The sequence below is a fragment of the Arthrobacter sp. StoSoilB22 genome (assembly GCF_019977315.1).
In the GTDB taxonomy this organism is placed as follows: Bacteria; Actinomycetota; Actinomycetes; order Actinomycetales; family Micrococcaceae; genus Arthrobacter.
In genome coordinates, this window is the sequence record NZ_AP024652.1 from 2,908,992 (window position 1) to 2,925,725 (window position 16,734).

The window sequence follows — 16,734 nt, forward strand, 5'->3', positions numbered from 1 at the left end:
CATTGACCGGCACTCGCGGTACGACAACCATGGAGGTGGAGGTCATCATGAGAACCTTGTACCCGGCCGCTGCGGCGCTGATACTGCTGATTGCCGGATGCTCCGGGCCAACAGCACCGCCCGCCCCTACCGCCCCTTCCTCCGCGTCGGCACCTCCGAGCTCAACTCCTTCATCGCCAGCGTCGGATCCCGAACCCACCACAGCAGCTAGTGGCAGCGGCCAGGGTGCCGGTGCCCCTGATGATTCGGGCCGGTTTCTCTATACGTGCTCGAACCTCAACGAGGCTGTTCCGGATGTTACGTACTCAAGCCTTGCCGAGGTGTGGGCTTCGACAGAATATGTGCGGCTGTCTTCATGCACCGCGAGCTTTGAAGGCCCCCTTCCCTTCGAACCCACTGAGGATGAAGCAAGGATCATCTCCCTGGCAAAGCCCGGCATTACTCCCTCAGAAGGTCTCGACACCTACCTGACGGCACTGGCACTATGCACGCGGGTCAGCGATGACGCTGCGTCAGAGCTTTTCGGACGAAGCAGCCGGCAGATGCTGCAGGCCGCCAGTGAGCTTTGCCCGAGGGCACCACAAGGAAGAATCATAGGGCTCTGGGCATCAGGCGAACGGGCTGCAGACGGCGAGTATGCAGTAGCCGACGGCGGCCTGGTTCCGGGGAAGTTCCAGCTCCGGAAGACCCCGCCCGAGGCCTGCACCTGGTCGGTCTCGGCCTCTGATGGCAGCAAAAAGGCCTCGGGCGGGGCAGCAGAAGGTCAATCCGGAATAATCCTTGAAGAAAAAGACGTCCTAACTAGTGACAAATGCGGAATTTGGGAGAAGATGGAGTAATGCAGCCGGTAACGGCTGGGGCGAAAATCCAACTGCATGCGGAGCTGGGGAGCATCCGAATGAAGTGGGGATCCCTCGGTGGACATGCCAAGACGCGTTGTCGTCCAGCTTGGCCTAGCCGGTCTCGTTCTTACAGGCTGCTCGGTCAAGGTCGTTGAAAATGTTGAGCCATTCAAACTGGGCGTGACGAATGCCGGCGATGCCGACAAACCACGCGTCGAAAGACCTGAACCAGTAAAGCGCTATCAATTCGAGTGTCGCGGACCCAACGGGAATCCGCTCATCATCTTGTCGAGCCTTCAAGAGGTTTGGGCAAACACCCAATACAAAAAATTCTCCGACGTCGTAGTGACTTATGTGGGCCCTCAGCCCCAAGTATTGGAAGCGGAAGAAAATGCCGCGGTTAATGTCGCTGTAGAAGCCGGAGCCACCGGCGCGCGCACTGACATTTGTCTTGCGATTATCAAAGCCTGCACCAGAAACAATCCGCCAACCATCAGTACCGCACTCTATGGGCTTGGTGGAGTTCCCATTGTTAAGGGAGCGCTCACGCTGGCCCCCATGGCACCTCAGGCCGCAGTCCTGACCAAGTGGCTGAAGGAAGTGGCGTGATGGAACAGCAAAAAAGGAACGACGCCGGTTGGCGGCTTCGGGGACACAAGATCATCACAGCATTGGCTGCGGTTCTTCTGACGGTGGCAGGTATGTCGGCGGTGGTCTCAAGCACCCCAGCCCATGCAGACCAACAGAAACAAATCATTGGGATCGGGCTTACCAAGCCGGCGGGGACGGTGCTGGACCCGATTGGGCGGATGTGGGTTTCAGACAGCGTGGCCGGTTTCTGCCGGATGTCCGAACCAGTGAACGGAAATGCAGGCACCATTGAACAGGACACGTGCCTGGGCGGAACCTCACCCGATGCCGGGCCAGGACCCAAGGTTCCAGGAGTCTCCATCGTCCTTGATCCGACGCCTGGATCCATAGGCAACGGTGATGAGACAGCATTCATCCCCGACTCCGCTGTGGGGAGTTCACATCTTGTCCGGGCAGTGTGGAATCCGCCGCTGGACCTCTTCGAATACAGCAGTACGCTGACGGTCCTCGATGGCGACGTTCGTCCCAATGCAGTTTCCGACGGCCCTGACGGCAACATTTACCTGTCTTTCGCAAATGCCCGCTCCATCATCAAGATCGTTGATCCGACCATCATGCATCCGAGCATCGAATCCATCGCATCGGTCACCACTCGGGCGCTGGGCCTTGTTGCAGCAGGCTGGGACAGCAACGGACACGTCAGTGTCTATGTACTCGAAACCAGTGGCCTCCGGGCATTCTCCGCTCCGGGCAACGGTGAAATGACAGATTACGTACCGTTGACCTCCTACAACGTAGGCGTCGCTTCAGCGATCTTCTACGACTACGACGCCCACGTTATATACACAGGGACGAGCAGCGGCACCACGGCGGGCGCAGACAAGGTATCGCGGCTAAACCTCAGCACCGGCGCAGTCGACAACCAATGGGCCTTGGGATTCAGCAAAATCAGCGGCCTGGGCATGCGTGGGGGTCAACTTCTGGTCCTGGACGATCCGGGACAACTGGGCTCAACCCCGGGTACCGGCCGGGGCAGTATCAGCATCCTTGGCGGCGCGGTGGCCAAAATTACCTCAGGACCCACGCTGGCCAACGGTGCACTGGCCCCCAACCCCGAATTCACCAATGACACCACACCAACGTTCGTTGTGACAGCTGAACCGGCCGGCAGTGCCTTGGAATGTTCAATGGGCGGCACGTGGGTGAACTGCACAGGCGGAACGTATACGTCAGCTGCACTGCTCAACGGACCCCAGACCTTCTCCGTAAGGCCTGCCCCGGGTGGAGTCCCGGTGTCCAGGAGCTTCACTGTGGACACGGTCGCACCTGCTGCGCCTGTCTTCACCGCTCCAAACAGTGGACAGGTAGTCAACGGTAAACCTGTCCTGGGTGCCACGTTCGAGCCGGGAACAGCGCTCACCTGTTCAGTCGACTCGACGGCCGACGCCGCTTTCCAGGCTTGTGTACCCGGAGACACTTTCACGCTCACCACAGAAGGTGCGCACACTTTGAGGATCCGCAGTACAGACCGGGCCGGCAACGTCAGCCCCGTTGCTGCACAAACAGTGACAGCTGATCTGACCGCCCCCCAGGTGGCCATCACAGCTCCGGCCAGCGGAGCTACCGTAGGTGCTGGCTACCAGTTCCAATTTGGCTCCAGCTCCCCGGACGTGGCGGGATTCCGCTGTCGCTTGGGAACCGATGCCTTTACCGCATGCACCTCGCCGAAGGTCTACGCGGACATCGCGAACGGACCAAAGAGGTTCGAGGTAGAGGCCAGGGACGGGGCAGGCAACACCACTGTTGCGGGCGTCAACTTCACGGTCTTCGTAGCTGACACGACTCCACCGACGGTGACAGCCAGTCCCGTAGGCGGAACGTACGGACCTGCAACCAAGGTCACGCTGACCGCGAATGAGCCCGATGCCAAGATCTACTACACGGACAATGGCACCACTCCCACCGCTGCCAGCACGCTCTACACCGGTCCCATCACCATGGGAAACAAGACCATCCAGTACATTGCCGTGGACGCAGCCAACAATGCCTCCGCACCTCAATCCCAGGTGTACGTACTGGACAACGTCGCCCCAACGGTGACTGCAAGCCCCTTGGGCGGAAAGCTCACCCTTGGTCAAAAGGTCACGTTGACTACGGAGTCCGGGGCGAAGATCTACTACACCACGGACAACTCCACTCCAACCGTTTCAAGCCCCTCCGGGACCACGACGGTGACAGTTACTCCGGCGTCCACTACCACGGTGAAGTACTTCGCGGTTGATGCTGCCGGGAACCAATCCGCGGTGGCCTCGCAGACGTACACACTTCCAGCGGCGCCGGCAAACACTTGGAAGGACTACAACTCCGACGCCAAGAATGACGTCCTCGCCAGGGACGCTGCTGGTACGTTGTGGCTCTATCCGGGCAATGGCACCGGCGGTTGGTTGGGCAAGGTCAACACCGGTACATCGTGGAACAACTACAACCTGATCATCCCCACGCGGGACTTCAGCGGCGATGGACGAAGCGATGTGCTGGCGAGGGATGCGTCGGGCCAGATCTGGCTCTTCAGGGGCAACGGCGCAGGTGGGTGGCAACCTGCGGAAGCTGTAGGTGCCGGCTGGAGCGGCTTCACGGCCGTGTTGGCACCGGGCGACTTCAGCGGAGACGGCAAATCCGATGTCCTGGCCAGGGATGCCTCCGGAGTGCTGTGGCTCTACAAGGGTGACGGACTAGGTAAGTTCAGCGCCGGCCGGACCCAGGTCGGAGCAGGGTGGAACGTCATGAATGCCATCTTCAGCACCGGCGACTTCAACGGTGATTCGAAGACCGATGTCATTGCCCGGGATACGGGCGGCGGCTTGTGGCTCTACCCAGGCAACGGCAGCAGCGGCTGGGGAACGCGCACGCAGATCGGCAGCGGATGGAGTGGCATGACGGCGCTGCTCGGACCTGGCGATTTCAACGGCAACGGCAAAGCTGATGTCCTCGCCCGGGATGCCAACGGCAATCTGTGGCTCTATCCCGGCAACGGTTCCGGCGGCTGGCTGGCCTGGGGCCAGGTCGGCAACGGATGGCAAGGATTCACTTCGCTCCCCTGATAGGGGCCGGACGTAGCTTGCTGTTTCCAGGGGTGCATCGGAGAATATCCGGTGCACCCCTTTTGTCTGCCATGGGCGGCGAAGCTGCTGCCCTTCCACAGAAGGCATCCAACAATGAACTAGACTGAGGGTTTGCAAGGAACTCGTGACACCAGCGTTGCGGGCTGCGGCTGGCGTTCAAGAATTCGTCGGCACGAACTACCGAGGAGAGTCTTGACTTTCGACCAGGCAGGCCAACCGGATCTCTCCGTTGTGATCCCGGTCTATAACGGAGAACGGATTTTGGCGGCAACAATGGCCCGTCTTTCCGGCTACTTGACCAGTGGCACCTCCGAGATCATCATCGTGGAGAATGGTTCTTCCGACAAAACACTCGAGGTCGCCCACAAGCACGCGGTGGACACTCCCCACGTGACGTTCCAGGTTCTCCAGAGCCAAAAGGGCATGGGAAATGCCTACCGCAGGGGCATCGAAGCCAGCTCCGGCCGCCGGGTACTCCTTACGGCCGACGATCTCCCCTTCGGCACGGATGATCTGGACGAAGACAAGAAACTAGCCACCAAACCACACGTTGTCATCGGTTCGAAGGCCCACAAGGACTCGGTCACTGAGCGAAGTGCAATCCGTGGAATCACCACCTTCGGCTTTAAGACCCTGCGTCAGGTCATCCTTGGATCCAAGATCGGCGACTCCCAGGGAACCCTGATTGTTGACGGCGAGTGGCTTCGAAGCATGGTTGACCGCTTCGACGATCCCGGGTTCCTCTTCAGCACCCAAGTCGTCTATGCCGCTGAAAAGCAAGGCTTCCAGATCGTCGAAGTGCCCGTCACTCTGGCACCCGACGACGAACCGGGCGAAACAACCATCCGGACTGCCGACGTCGTGAAGATGTTCAAAGGACTGGTGGCCATGCGTCGCCGCCGGCGGGAGTTCGCCGCGGCTCCCAGCGCGGGAACGCACGCCTCATGACGGATTCAATCGCAGAGACTCCGTCAAACGACAACGATCTGAACCAGGAACAGCCGCCTGCAAAGACCACGAAAGCCAAGCTGGTTGACTTCGCACGGCGCGCGCTGGTGGTCATCGTTTTCGCCGCCGCAGTGTACTTCATTGCAGTCCAATGGCCGCAGGTGCAGGCCACAGTTTTCGCCCTGCAGTGGTGGCAGGTCCTGCTGTCCCTCTTGGCACTCATCCCTGGTGTTCTCCTCGGGATGTTTATGTGGCGCGTCGTCATGGCAAGCCTCCTACGGTCAGTAGACATCGAACCCCAGGGCTTGGTGCTCAACCAGATCTACCTCGTCGGCCAAATCGGCAAATACCTGCCCGGTTCCGTGTGGGCGTTCGTGCTGCAGATGGAGCTTGGACGTAAGAACGGCATCGCGCGTGCGCAGGTGTTCGTTGCATCCCTGGTGAGTACGGGGATCACCATCGGAGCGGCATTGGTAGTTGGAGCTTCGGCTCTTCCGATACTGGTCCAGCGTCAGCCAAATCTGCAGTGGCTGTACGTCATACTCCCTGTAGTGATCCTGGCGATGAACCCGAACGTTGTGACGTTCCTGGTCAATATCGTCCTGCGGGTCTTCCGCCGTCCGCCGCTTCCCGAGCGTATTCAGGCCAACACCATGGTGAAGGCCTTCATCCTTGGCGTTCTGATGTACCTGTGCTTTGGCCTGCACTTGTGGATCCTGGTCGGCCACGAGGCCACCCTGGACCTCGCGACGTTCCTGGTCCTGACCGGCGCATTGGCGCTTGGCATGACCTTGGGTGTACTCGCATTCCTGCTTCCTGCCGGCGTTGGTGCCCGGGAAGCCATCCTCATCCTTGCCCTGGCCGGAATGATGAGCGCCGGCGCTGCAACAGCAATCGCAGCCCTGTCACGAATCATGTTCACCATTGCGGACCTGCTGTGCGTCGGTATCGCTTTTGTTCACTTCCGGTGGCGGCAGCAGTCCGTCTCCAAGACCCCCGCTGACTCCACCGCCGAGGCCAAGTAGCGGGTTCCGGATGCCCCGGGCCAATATTCAGACTTATGCCGCGCGCTAAGGAGCAAGCCAAGACCATGACAGCAGGAACATCCGGGGCTACTGCCCAGCGCCCGCCGGTTGCCCGGCGGCGCTACTTCTTGCAGCACGACTGGCATTGGGGCATAGTCACTGCCGCCATAGCAGCCGTCGCCTCCATCATCCCCCGACTCTTCAACCCCACGTTCTATTACTGGGACGACATGATGCAGTCCTTCCTCCCTCTGTGGCGGCACATGGGCGAGGAAATACGGTCCGGCCGATTCCCGCTCATGGAGCCAGGCGGCTGGGTTGGCGGGAACATTGTGGCCGAGGTGGGCTACGGTATCTTCAACCCGGTCAACATCGTCAACTCTGTTATTGTTTCGAACTTCGAGAACCTGTCTCTGGCGAGCTATTTCATCATCGTCCAGTTCATCGCGTTGCTCGCATTTGGTACGTTCATGCTGGCCCGCGATTACGGTTCCAACCGGCCGCTTGCCTTGGCCGCCGGCGTAGCCATCCCCTTCAGCGGCTTCACGCTCTTCTACGAAGCAGCCCGCTGGCCGGGAGGCCTCATGGCCTTCGCTTGGATTACCGTTTTCTGGTGGTCGGTCCGACGCTACGCACGTCGCAACACCTCCCCGTTCCTGCCGTTCCTGTTGGGCTTCCTTACCATGACGGCCGGGAATCCCTACGGAGCCATTGGCGTCATCCTGGTCCTGGCAGCAGTCGCCGTCGAACTGATGCTGATGAGGCACTGGCGTCGGCTCATTCCAATCGTCATCGTCGGCGCCTTGGTGGGTCTGACCGCTGTCCTGGTCTATTTCCCCCTGCCACTCAGCTCCGCGGTGACCGTTCGCCAGCAGAACGAAATCCTGAATGACCTCTTTCTCGCTCCGGACATGTCATCGCTGCTAACGATGAGTACATCCTCGATGATGCCTCGGATCAACAACTTCTGGGCCCCCATAGACAACGTTCCCTCAAGTTACTTGGCGTGGTTCGTCCTGCCTTTGCTTCCGTGGCTGGATTTCCGCAGCTTCCGTAACCGCTCGCGCCAAATATTCAGCATCTACATCATCACTGGCATTTACTTCCTGCTGACCTTTGCCCCCTCCCAGGTGCTCGTCTTCCGCTGGCCCATCCGACTCATCGAATACGTCTACCTCGGCGTCATCGTCCTCGTCGCGGTGGTGGCCTCAGCCGGTTTGAAGACCTCATCCTGGAAGAAACGGTTGTTCATCACCGTCGCCATCCTCGGCTTTGGGACCTACCGGGCCTGGTCCATGGTGCCCGGCGGCGGCAAATGGCAGATTTTCACACTGTTCGTGACGCTTGTTCTGGTGGCTTTGGCTGTACTTGGATGGAAACGGTTCGGCTACCGGGGGCTGGCGGCAGTGATGGTGGTGGGAACGATCGCGACGCTGGGCATGCAGTCCAGGCAGTTCATCCCTAACAATGCTGTTGCCGGCATCGGCTCCCCCGTGGATGCGGACACGCTCCGTGACGCCACCAGTAGCTACAAAGGCAACACAATCCAGATCTTCAACACTATGAAGATCACTGGCCAGGAATTCACTGAGGGCCGCCTCCTTTACGGCAATCAGATCCTCAATGCAGACGTCAACAACAGCATGGGCCGCTATAGCGGAATCAGCTTCACAACATACGTCAATGCCTTGTGCATGAACTACCGGGGCGAGACCTGCCCTCTGGCCTACACTGAGCTGTTCAAGCAGGCCTCCGGGGAAATCGACGTAACGTTGGCTGACGTTCTTCAGGTCGAGACGGTGTCCGTCCAAAAGACGCTGATCGCCCCTGACCAACTCACCGTTGCCCCGGGCTGGTCAATTGTGGCCTCGGATGAGACCAGGACCATCCTTCAGCGGGATAACCCGTTGCCCTATCCAGGCACCGTTTCCTGGGCTTCAGATGGCATCTCCGTCAAGGATTCCGTCAGGAACGGCAATGACGAACACATCACCTTGTCCGGAGACGGCACTGCGGGAAAGCTGACGCTTGCCCGTCTCGCATGGCCCGGCTACACCGTCACGGTTGATGGCGAACCGCAGAAGCTCACGCAGGGTCCGGCAGGAGTAATACTGGTGGATGTCCCGGCCGGCGCCACATCCGTGGACGTAACGTTCACGACGCCGGGCCTCACCATGGGTCTCGCCGCTCAGGGCGCTGCATGGTTCGGCATTCTGTTGTTCACGGTATTCCACTATGTTCGTCGGCATCGCCGCACGCGGTCAGAGGCAGACGTTTTACCGGTTTCAGCTGAGAAGGTCGCTGTCTAAGCGGCTGAAAGGCAGTAGAGCCACCCATAAGTCAGAAGAGCGTCCGCCCCAAAGGGGGCGGACGCTCTTCTTTGTGGACCCCTGGCAGGTGCCTTCAGCAGCCATTAAGTAGTGCGGGCGGGGCCCCGTTCCCGCCTATTGCTACTCACATACGACAAAGGCCACCGCGCATCATACAGAGATGATGTGCGGTGGCCATATTACTGTCCACCGTAGGGTTCAAACAGCCAGTACCTGCTAGTTGCTATCGCGAAGCCATGCCACAGCCTGGTCAGCGGGGCCTTCAAACTGCACCGTGCCGGAGGCAAGCACAACTCCCCTGTCGCAGATGCGCGAGATCATGTCGAGGTCGTGGCTGACCACAACCAGCGTCCGTCCCTCATCCGAAAGCTGCTTGATTTTAGCCAGACACTTCTTCTGGAAGGGTTCGTCGCCCACCGCCAAAATCTCATCCACCAAGAAGATATCGGGCTGAGTGTGGACTGCTACTGCGAAAGCAAGCCTCAGGAACATACCGGAGGAATAGAACTTCACTTCGGTGTCGATGAACTGCTCTATCTCGGAGAACGCAACGATTTCGTCGAACTTCTCGTTGATTTCCTGCTCGGTCATTCCGAGGATAGCGGCATTGAGGAAGACATTCTCGCGACCGGACAAGTCCGGGTGAAAACCTGCGCCAACTTCGATCAACCCGGCAACGCGACCCTTCGTGCGGACTGTGCCTTTGTCCGGCAGGATAACGCCGGAGATGAGTTTCAACAGCGTGGATTTACCCGAGCCGTTGAAACCCAACAAAGCCACGGTCTCCCCTGGCTGAATCTCGAAGCTCACGTCATGGAGTGCATCGAACTTCTTGCTGAGGTCGCTTTTCCGGCCCTTCACCAGCCATACCAGGGTCTCCTTGAGGGAGTGCGAATGGCGGAGATTGAAGGTCTTCTTAAGGCCCTTGACGATTATTGCGGCGCTCATCTAGACCTCCTGCGCAAAGTGGCCCTCAAGTCGTCGGAAGACGAGTTGGCCGATGATAAGGAACAAGGCAGCCATGCCCAAACCAATCAATCCCGTCCACATCAGATGTGGAGGCAGTTCGACTGGACGGTCAACAGTGGGATACCAGAAGGCCCAGTGGAACAACTCGACAGCCACTGTGATCGGGTTGAGCTGGTAGATGAACAACACCCAAGGCGGTGCCAGCCGGCGGATCATGGTCCAGTCATAAAGCACGGGCGATGTCCACGTGACGATCATCATCAACATGTCGACGATGTTCTCAGCATCGCGGAAGAAGACATTGACGGCTCCGGCCAAGAGGCCCAGGCCGGTCGCCGTTACTGCCACAATGACGAAGCCCAGAGCAGCTCCAATGAGCTGCATAATGTCCGGTTTCCACCCGCTGAGCAGCGCAGCTGCCAACAAGACCACCAGTTGGGGAAGGAAATGAACCGCTGCCACCCAGACAGAGGCTACCGGGAACAGCTCCCTTGGCAGATAGATCTTTTTGACCAGCGCGGCATTCGACACGATTGATCTCGTGGCATTCGAGAACGCTTCCGAGAAGAAATTGATGACGATGACGCCGGAGAACATGTACAGCGCGTAATTGGGAATCTGATCCCCTACGCGAAGCACAATCCCCAAAGCGAAGAACAGCACAACGTACTGAACCAGAGGTTTGACGTAGGACCAGGCAAGGCCCAGGACAGAACCCCGGTACCTCACACGGAGTTCCTTACGCACGATCAATTTCAGGAGATAGCGGCGCCGGTAAACATCCAGCAGCCCCGCTCCTACCCCGGGAACAGCATAGGTATCAGTGGAAGTCGTCATCGCTACTTGCTGGGCTCCGAGGCTTCGAAGGTTTTCCGCCACGATTCCATGGAAGTAATCTCAGGAAGCGCCTCCTGGTACTGGGCCCGAAGGGTCTCCCAGTTGGAGAAGAGCTGCGCATGGAGCCTGGCGGATTCGACCAGCAGCTGCCGGGCCATCTTGGGATCCCGCAAATGCCAGGAAGCCCCTGTGCCGTCCGCGTTCGACACAACGGCACTGTCCAAGTGCGCCAAGCTCCACCATTTGCCATCCTGATGAGCTACATGCGCTTCAGGGTTGGCCTTCGCGGTATCACGGACAGGCGCAAGCGTCTGCTTAAGGACAGTCTTCACGGCCCAGGGAAGCAGGCCCAGCGCCCCGGGCTGCTTGTAGGATTGCGGCTTCTTCGGAGGACGCTTGCGGAAAACTTCCGGGAACGCAGCGGGGTCCGTCTTGACCTGGGAGTCCTGGAATTCCTCCCGCATGGCACGGAGCTGAGGCATGGTGGTGGGCAGTTGCTCGTGCAGATTGCCCGGTCCGGCAAGTACATCCCGGAGCGCCATAACGCGGGCCTGCTCGGGGTAATACTGCATTGACACCAGGTGCTTGACATCCGTGTTCAGGCTCTCCCGCAAGATGCGTCCGCCCTTGGGGAACGGCGAATGCAAGAGCGTCGCGATGAGACGATTGCGTTCGTGGTAGTAGGCCTGCCAGTCTACGGAGTCGTCCTTATCGGCCCAAGAGACATGCCAAACTGCAGCCCCGGGAAGGGTGACTGTTGGGAAGCCGGCTGCGCGGCCGCGGAGGGAATACTCCGCGTCGTCCCACTTAATGAACACCGGGAGGGACAGGCCAATGGTCTCCACAACCGTCTTGGGGATAAGGCACATCCACCAGCCGTTGTAGTCTGCATCCCAGCGACGGTGAAGCTGAGGCGTGGAACGCAGACCTGCATTGGAGAAGTCGTGATTACCGAGCCCTTCCACCGGACCCCAGAGGAACCGGTAGAAGTTGACGACCTCTGAGTAGGCGTGCAGGACCGACTTGTTGTACATGTCGAACATGTGGCCGCCAACAATGGTCGGCTTGCGGCAGAGGTCGGCAAACGCCACCGCACGCATGACTCCCTCTGTTTCCAGCTCGATGTCGTCGTCCAGCAGCATGACGTAGTCGCTCTTGTCAGAAACAACCATTTCGTACATGTTCCGGGCAAAGCCGCCAGAGCCGCCCAGGTTACCCTGGTTGATGATCCGGAGTTGATCACCCATGGACTCTGCAACGGTGTCGAAGCCAGCTTCGTCAGCTACCTTCTTGTTGCCCTGATCCACGATGATGAGCTCGGCAAGGATTTCCCGGAGACCCGCGTCGGCATCGATGGACTTGATGGTCTCGAGGCAGTAATCGGCGCGATTAAACGTTGTGACGCCGAGCGTGACGCGGCCTTGTGCGCGACCCTCATCAGGGACGGCCCAATGAGCACTCTTGAGCGTCATGCCGTCGCCGCCGGCAATGAGATCAAACCAGTACCAGCCGCCGTCGCCGAAGGGAGCCAATGTCAGCTCGAAATCATTAGTGGACGAGCCCTCCACCAAAATCGAATCAACACGCTGGGCCGCACCACGAGCGTTGGAACGGTACACGATGACCGTTCCTTCGCCCTCGGTTTCAATGTGAAGAACGGTCTTGGTAGCAATAGTCCACTTACGCCAGTAGCTGGCAGGGAAAGCGTTGAAGTAGGACCCGAATGAAAGGCGCTCCCCACGACGGACCTGGACGGAGCCGCGGCCCAGGATGTCTTCGGGGTGGAGCTTCCGTGCCATGCCGATGGCCTGTACATCGGTGTTCCCGCCGCTCCTCTGGACCTTGTTGGTGTCAGGATCCACGTACAGCGGCAGAGTGTCGAGGTCACGGTTGGCGGGGAAAATTACGCGCTGGACAATCCGCAGGTTCTCTTCCGTCGGTGCCGGGGTTTCAGCGGCAGTAGTGCCCGTCATGGAGATCTCCTGGCTTTCGTTTGTTGTAGCGGTCATGCGTCCACTCCCCCGCTTTCAAGCTTGGCGCCGCCGGTAAAGTGCGGCTTGATCTTGTTGTCGTACATGGACAAAGCCGAACCGATGGCCATGTGCATGTCGAGGTACTTGTACGTTCCAAGACGGCCACCAAACAGAACCGATTTCTCGCCCTTGGCGAGGTCACGGTACGCCAGGAGCTTCTGACGGTCATCAGAGGTGTTTACGGGGTAGTAAGGCTCGTCGCCCTTCTCAGCAAAGCGCGAGAACTCACGCATGATGACGGTGGCGTCCTTGGTGTAGTCGCGCTCAGGGTGGAAGTGACGGAACTCGTGGATGCGCGTGAACGCGGCGTCAGCGTCCGGGTAGTTCATGACTGAACAGCCTTGGAAGTCCTCGATCGGCAGTACCTCTTCTTCGAGATCGATGGTGCGCCACGAGAGATCACCTTCGGTGTAGTCGAAGTACCTGTCCACCGGACCCGTGTAGATGACCGGCACCTGACCGAGGACAGATGACCGACCGTACTCGCCGTCGTCGAAGAAGTCCGTGTTCAGGACAACCTCAATGTTCGGGTGATCTGCCATGCGCTCAATCCAAGCGGTGTAGCCGTCTACCGGGAGACCTTCGTAGGTGTCGTTGAAGTACCGGTTGTCATAGTTGTAACGCACGGGAAGCCGCGAGATGATCTCTGCCGGCAGGTCTTTCGGGTCAGTCTGCCACTGCTTGCCCGTGTAGTGCTTGATGAAAGCCTCGTACAGGGGACGGCCAATGAGTTGGATGCCCTTGTCATTGAGGTTCTGGGGATCGGTGCCCGCCAGTTCGCCAGCCTGCTCGGCGATGAGAGCCTTCGCTTCCGTGGGGCTCATGGCCGAACGGAAGAACTGGTTGATGGTGCCCAGGTTAATGGGCATGGGGTACACCTCGCCCTTGTGGCTGGTGTAAACCTTGTGCTGGTAGCTCGTGAACTTGGTGAACCTGTTCACGTACTCCCATACACGTTCATTCGAGGTGTGGAAGAGGTGTGCACCGTAGCGGTGAACCTCGATTCCGGTCTGCGCCTCATTCTCGCTGTAGGCGTTTCCACCAATATGGTGGCGGCGATCGAGCACCGCAACCTTCAGCCCCAACTCGGTAGCGGCGCGTTCTGCAATGGTCAGGCCAAAGAAACCCGAGCCGACGACGACGAGATCAGCGTTCACAAACTCTCCTGTGTATTGGCGTGCGGGCACAGAAATGCCCACGTCTACTTGTCAAGGCTACCCGACGTTACGATCGTTCCCCGATTCGGCGGTACGTGGCAGCAAGGCAGCAATTGTCCGGAAAAAACGAACGGGAGGCTCGGCCCTCAGGCAGCCTCCCGTTCAATACTGCAAAAAGAACAACGCTAGAGCGAGATCACGGAGCCCGTATTTGCAGACTCCAGTACGGCCTCAGCAACTCGAAGTGTCTCAAGCCCTTCGGCCATTGTGACAATGTTCATGGACTTCCCGAGCACAGCGTCACGGAATGCCTCGTGCTCCATCTTGAGCGGTTCGCGCTTTGCCAGGGCAAAACGCGTTGACGAGCCCTCGGAAACACCACGGAATGCCGCGACGGAGTCCCAATCGGTCTGGAAAGTGCCGTTCTCGATGAAGGTCAGGTCAGCCGAGATGGTATCCGCGATGTAAGCACCCCGCTCACCCAAAACCACAGTTGTGCGCTCCTTCATGGGCGACAACCAGTTGACGATGTGGTTGGTGACTACACCGCTCTTGAGGTGGCCAATAGCGGTGACCATGTCCTCGTGCTCGCGCCCGCTCCTGGACGTAGTGTGTGCCACGACGTTCACGAAATTGCTTTGCGCAAGCCAAGCCGTGAGGTCGATGTCGTGAGTTGCGAGGTCCTTGACCACACCGACATCGGCGATGCGGGACGGGAACGGCCCCTGACGACGGGTCGAAATTTGGTAGACCTCGCCGAGGTCACCGTTGCCGAGCCGTTCGCGGAGGCTTTGCAAAGACGGGTTGAACCGCTCAATGTGACCTACCGCGCCGATCAATCCCCGTGAGTCGAAAGCCTCGGCAATTCGTCGGCCTGACTCGGAGTCGTTGGCTATGGGCTTCTCCACCAAGCAGTGCACTCCGGCTTCCGCCAATTGCAGCGCCACTTCTTCGTGCAGCACAGTAGGCACCGCGGCTACAGCCATGTCGATACCCTGCTCGATGAGCTGTTCAACCGAGCTGCAAACCTCAAGCCCACTGGCTACGTTGTGAGGATCACCGAAGGAATCAGCGACGGCGACGAGGTCCACGCCTTCAAGCTCGCGAATAACGCGGGCGTGGTGGCGGCCCATCATCCCCAGCCCGATGAGGCCTGCGCGCAGATTTGCCACTAGCTGCCTGCCTTCGCAATGGCGTTGACCGCGGAAACGATGCGGTCAAGGTCGTCCTGGCTCAACGAAGGATGCACCGGGAGCGACAACACACTGGCCGCGGCTTCCTCAGTGACGGGCAGGTCATCTGAAGTCTGGAAAGGTGCGAGGCGGTGGTTGGGGATGGGGTAGTACACGCCACAGCCAACGTTGTATTCCTCACGCAGTGCCTTGGCGAATCCATCACGGTCCTCAGCAATGCGAATGGTGTACTGGTGGTACACGTGCTCGTAGCCCTCAGACACCTTGGGAGTGACAACACCCTCGATGTTGGCGTCGAAGAAGGCAGCGTTCTCCTGACGGGTCTTGGTCCAGGCATTGATTTTGGTCAGCTGCACTCGACCGATTGCAGCGTGGATGTTGGTCATTCGCGCGTTGAAGCCAACAAGCTCATTTTCGTACTGGCGCTCCATGCCCTGGTTGCGAAGCAGCCGGAGTCGACGCTCGACGTCGGGCAGGCCGGTGCTGACCATGCCACCTTCGCCGGAGGTCATGTTCTTGGTGGGGTACAGGCTGAACATAGCGAAGTCACCGAAGGTACCCACCTTCCGGCCGTTGACTGCCGCACCGTGTGCCTGGGCTGCGTCTTCGAATACCTTCACGCCGTGCTTGGAAGCGACCGCGCCGATTCCGTCTACGTCAAAGGGGTGGCCGTAGAGGTGAACGGGCATGATGGCAGCCGTGCGGTCCGTGATTTTAGATTCAACGGAGGCGGGATCAAGGGTGTAGTGATCCAGGTCCACGTCAGCGAAGACAGGAGTCGCACCGGTCAAAGCCACGGAGTTGGCGGTAGCAGCAAAAGTGAACGACGGAACAATTACTTCGTCGCCGGGGCCGATGCCTGCAGCCAACAGGCCGAGGTGCAGACCGGAAGTGCCGGAGTTGACCGCCACGGCAGCCCTGCCATCGAGGAGGACCTGCGAGAACTCCTGCTCAAAGGACGCAACCTCCGTACCCTGTGCGAGTTGGCCGGAGGCCAGGACGGCCTCTACTGCCTTGCGCTCGTCATCACCGATGATGGGCTTAGCGGGGGGAATGAATTCGGGGCTCATGCCTCTACCTCTCGAAGGGTCTCGTTCTGTTCAACATATGTGGCGCCGGTCTCCGGGCATACCCAGTTCTCACCACTGCGCTGCAGCGGGAAACCAGCTTTACCGACCCAACCATGGCGTTTGGCCGGGACTCCGACCATCAGGGCAAAATCAGGGACGTCTTTGGCGACAACAGCACCAGCAGCCACTGTTGCCCATCGACCAATGGTCACTGGTGCGACGCAGACGGCGCGGGCACCGATTGATGCTCCTTCACGAATGGTGACGCCAACGGGCTCCCAGTCGTGAGCGCTCTTCAAGCCGCCATCCGGGCTAACCGCCCGGGGGTAAGTATCGTTTGTGAGTACCACGGCCGGGCCGATAAAGACGCCGGCCTCCAGTACCGCGGGCTCGTAGACAAGTGCATAATTCTGAACTTTGCAGTTGTCCCCCATCTTGACCCCGGTGCCAATATAAGCTCCGCGTCCTACGATGCAATTGACGCCCAATTCGGCCTGCTCGCGGACTTGGGCCAGATGCCAAATCTTTGATCCATCACCAATTACCGCCTTGTCTGAAACATCGGCGCTCTCCGCAACCACTATCACCGGTGAAGGTCCTTCCTCATTGAGCACACG

13 protein-coding genes are annotated in these 16,734 nt (G+C 59.3%); 6 read left to right on the plus strand and 7 right to left on the minus strand.

Features of this window, described 5'->3' with window-relative positions; all coding sequences use genetic code 11:
* Nucleotides 1–47: 47 nt before the first annotated feature.
* The 6 genes from LDN70_RS13560 to LDN70_RS13585 all read left to right on the plus strand — a co-directional run bounded on the left by LDN70_RS13560 (nucleotide 48) and on the right by LDN70_RS13585 (nucleotide 8,837).
* Nucleotides 48–839, plus strand: coding sequence for a hypothetical protein (locus LDN70_RS13560; RefSeq protein ID WP_223940533.1), 792 nt, complete (start codon nucleotides 48–50; stop codon nucleotides 837–839).
* An 84-nt stretch (nucleotides 840–923) separates the two neighbouring features.
* Nucleotides 924–1,451 (plus strand): hypothetical protein, encoded by a 528-nt coding sequence (locus tag LDN70_RS13565; protein ID WP_142938662.1) that lies wholly within the window; start codon nucleotides 924–926, stop codon nucleotides 1,449–1,451.
* The gene (locus LDN70_RS13570) at nucleotides 1,451–4,534 is read left to right on the plus strand and encodes a chitobiase/beta-hexosaminidase C-terminal domain-containing protein (RefSeq protein ID WP_166840147.1); all 3,084 of its coding nucleotides are present in this window, start codon (nucleotides 1,451–1,453) and stop codon (nucleotides 4,532–4,534) included. The genes LDN70_RS13565 and LDN70_RS13570 overlap by 1 nt, the downstream gene beginning before the upstream one ends.
* Before the next feature lie 213 nt (nucleotides 4,535–4,747).
* On the plus strand, nucleotides 4,748–5,503 hold the full coding sequence (locus tag LDN70_RS13575; protein WP_223940534.1) for a glycosyltransferase: 756 nt from the start codon (nucleotides 4,748–4,750) through the stop codon (nucleotides 5,501–5,503).
* Complete coding sequence (locus tag LDN70_RS13580) at nucleotides 5,500–6,528, plus strand: lysylphosphatidylglycerol synthase domain-containing protein (RefSeq protein ID WP_142938574.1); 1,029 nt, start codon at nucleotides 5,500–5,502, stop codon at nucleotides 6,526–6,528. The genes LDN70_RS13575 and LDN70_RS13580 overlap by 4 nt, the downstream gene beginning before the upstream one ends.
* Before the next feature lie 65 nt (nucleotides 6,529–6,593).
* On the plus strand, nucleotides 6,594–8,837 hold the full coding sequence (locus LDN70_RS13585; RefSeq protein ID WP_223940535.1) for a glycosyltransferase family protein: 2,244 nt from the start codon (nucleotides 6,594–6,596) through the stop codon (nucleotides 8,835–8,837).
* A 237-nt stretch (nucleotides 8,838–9,074) separates the two neighbouring features.
* Here LDN70_RS13585 and LDN70_RS13590 read toward each other — a convergent pair whose 3' ends face one another.
* From LDN70_RS13590 to LDN70_RS13620, 7 genes are all read right to left on the minus strand, one after another.
* Nucleotides 9,075–9,806 carry an ABC transporter ATP-binding protein gene (locus LDN70_RS13590; protein WP_142938572.1) on the minus strand — a complete coding sequence of 244 codons (732 nt, stop codon included), beginning with the start codon at nucleotides 9,804–9,806 and terminating at the stop codon, nucleotides 9,075–9,077.
* Nucleotides 9,807–10,664, minus strand: a complete 858-nt coding sequence (locus tag LDN70_RS13595) for an ABC transporter permease (protein ID WP_165450180.1) — start codon at nucleotides 10,662–10,664, stop codon at nucleotides 9,807–9,809.
* Nucleotides 10,665–10,666: 2 nt separating this feature from the next.
* Nucleotides 10,667–12,673 carry a glycosyltransferase gene (locus LDN70_RS13600; protein ID WP_142938570.1) on the minus strand — a complete coding sequence of 669 codons (2,007 nt, stop codon included), beginning with the start codon at nucleotides 12,671–12,673 and terminating at the stop codon, nucleotides 10,667–10,669.
* Nucleotides 12,670–13,854, minus strand: a complete 1,185-nt coding sequence (gene glf / locus LDN70_RS13605) for a UDP-galactopyranose mutase (RefSeq protein WP_142938569.1) — start codon at nucleotides 13,852–13,854, stop codon at nucleotides 12,670–12,672. The genes LDN70_RS13600 and glf overlap by 4 nt, the downstream gene beginning before the upstream one ends.
* 185 nt (nucleotides 13,855–14,039) lie before the next feature.
* Nucleotides 14,040–15,026: a Gfo/Idh/MocA family protein gene (locus tag LDN70_RS13610; protein WP_142938568.1), complete on the minus strand. Its 987-nt coding sequence runs from the start codon at nucleotides 15,024–15,026 to the stop codon at nucleotides 14,040–14,042.
* Nucleotides 15,026–16,117: a DegT/DnrJ/EryC1/StrS family aminotransferase gene (locus LDN70_RS13615; RefSeq protein WP_142938567.1), complete on the minus strand. Its 1,092-nt coding sequence runs from the start codon at nucleotides 16,115–16,117 to the stop codon at nucleotides 15,026–15,028. The genes LDN70_RS13610 and LDN70_RS13615 overlap by 1 nt, the downstream gene beginning before the upstream one ends.
* Nucleotides 16,114–16,731: an acyltransferase gene (locus LDN70_RS13620; RefSeq protein ID WP_014922230.1), complete on the minus strand. Its 618-nt coding sequence runs from the start codon at nucleotides 16,729–16,731 to the stop codon at nucleotides 16,114–16,116. Before LDN70_RS13620 ends, LDN70_RS13615 begins: the two co-directional genes overlap by 4 nt.
* Nucleotides 16,732–16,734: the final 3 nt, after the last annotated feature.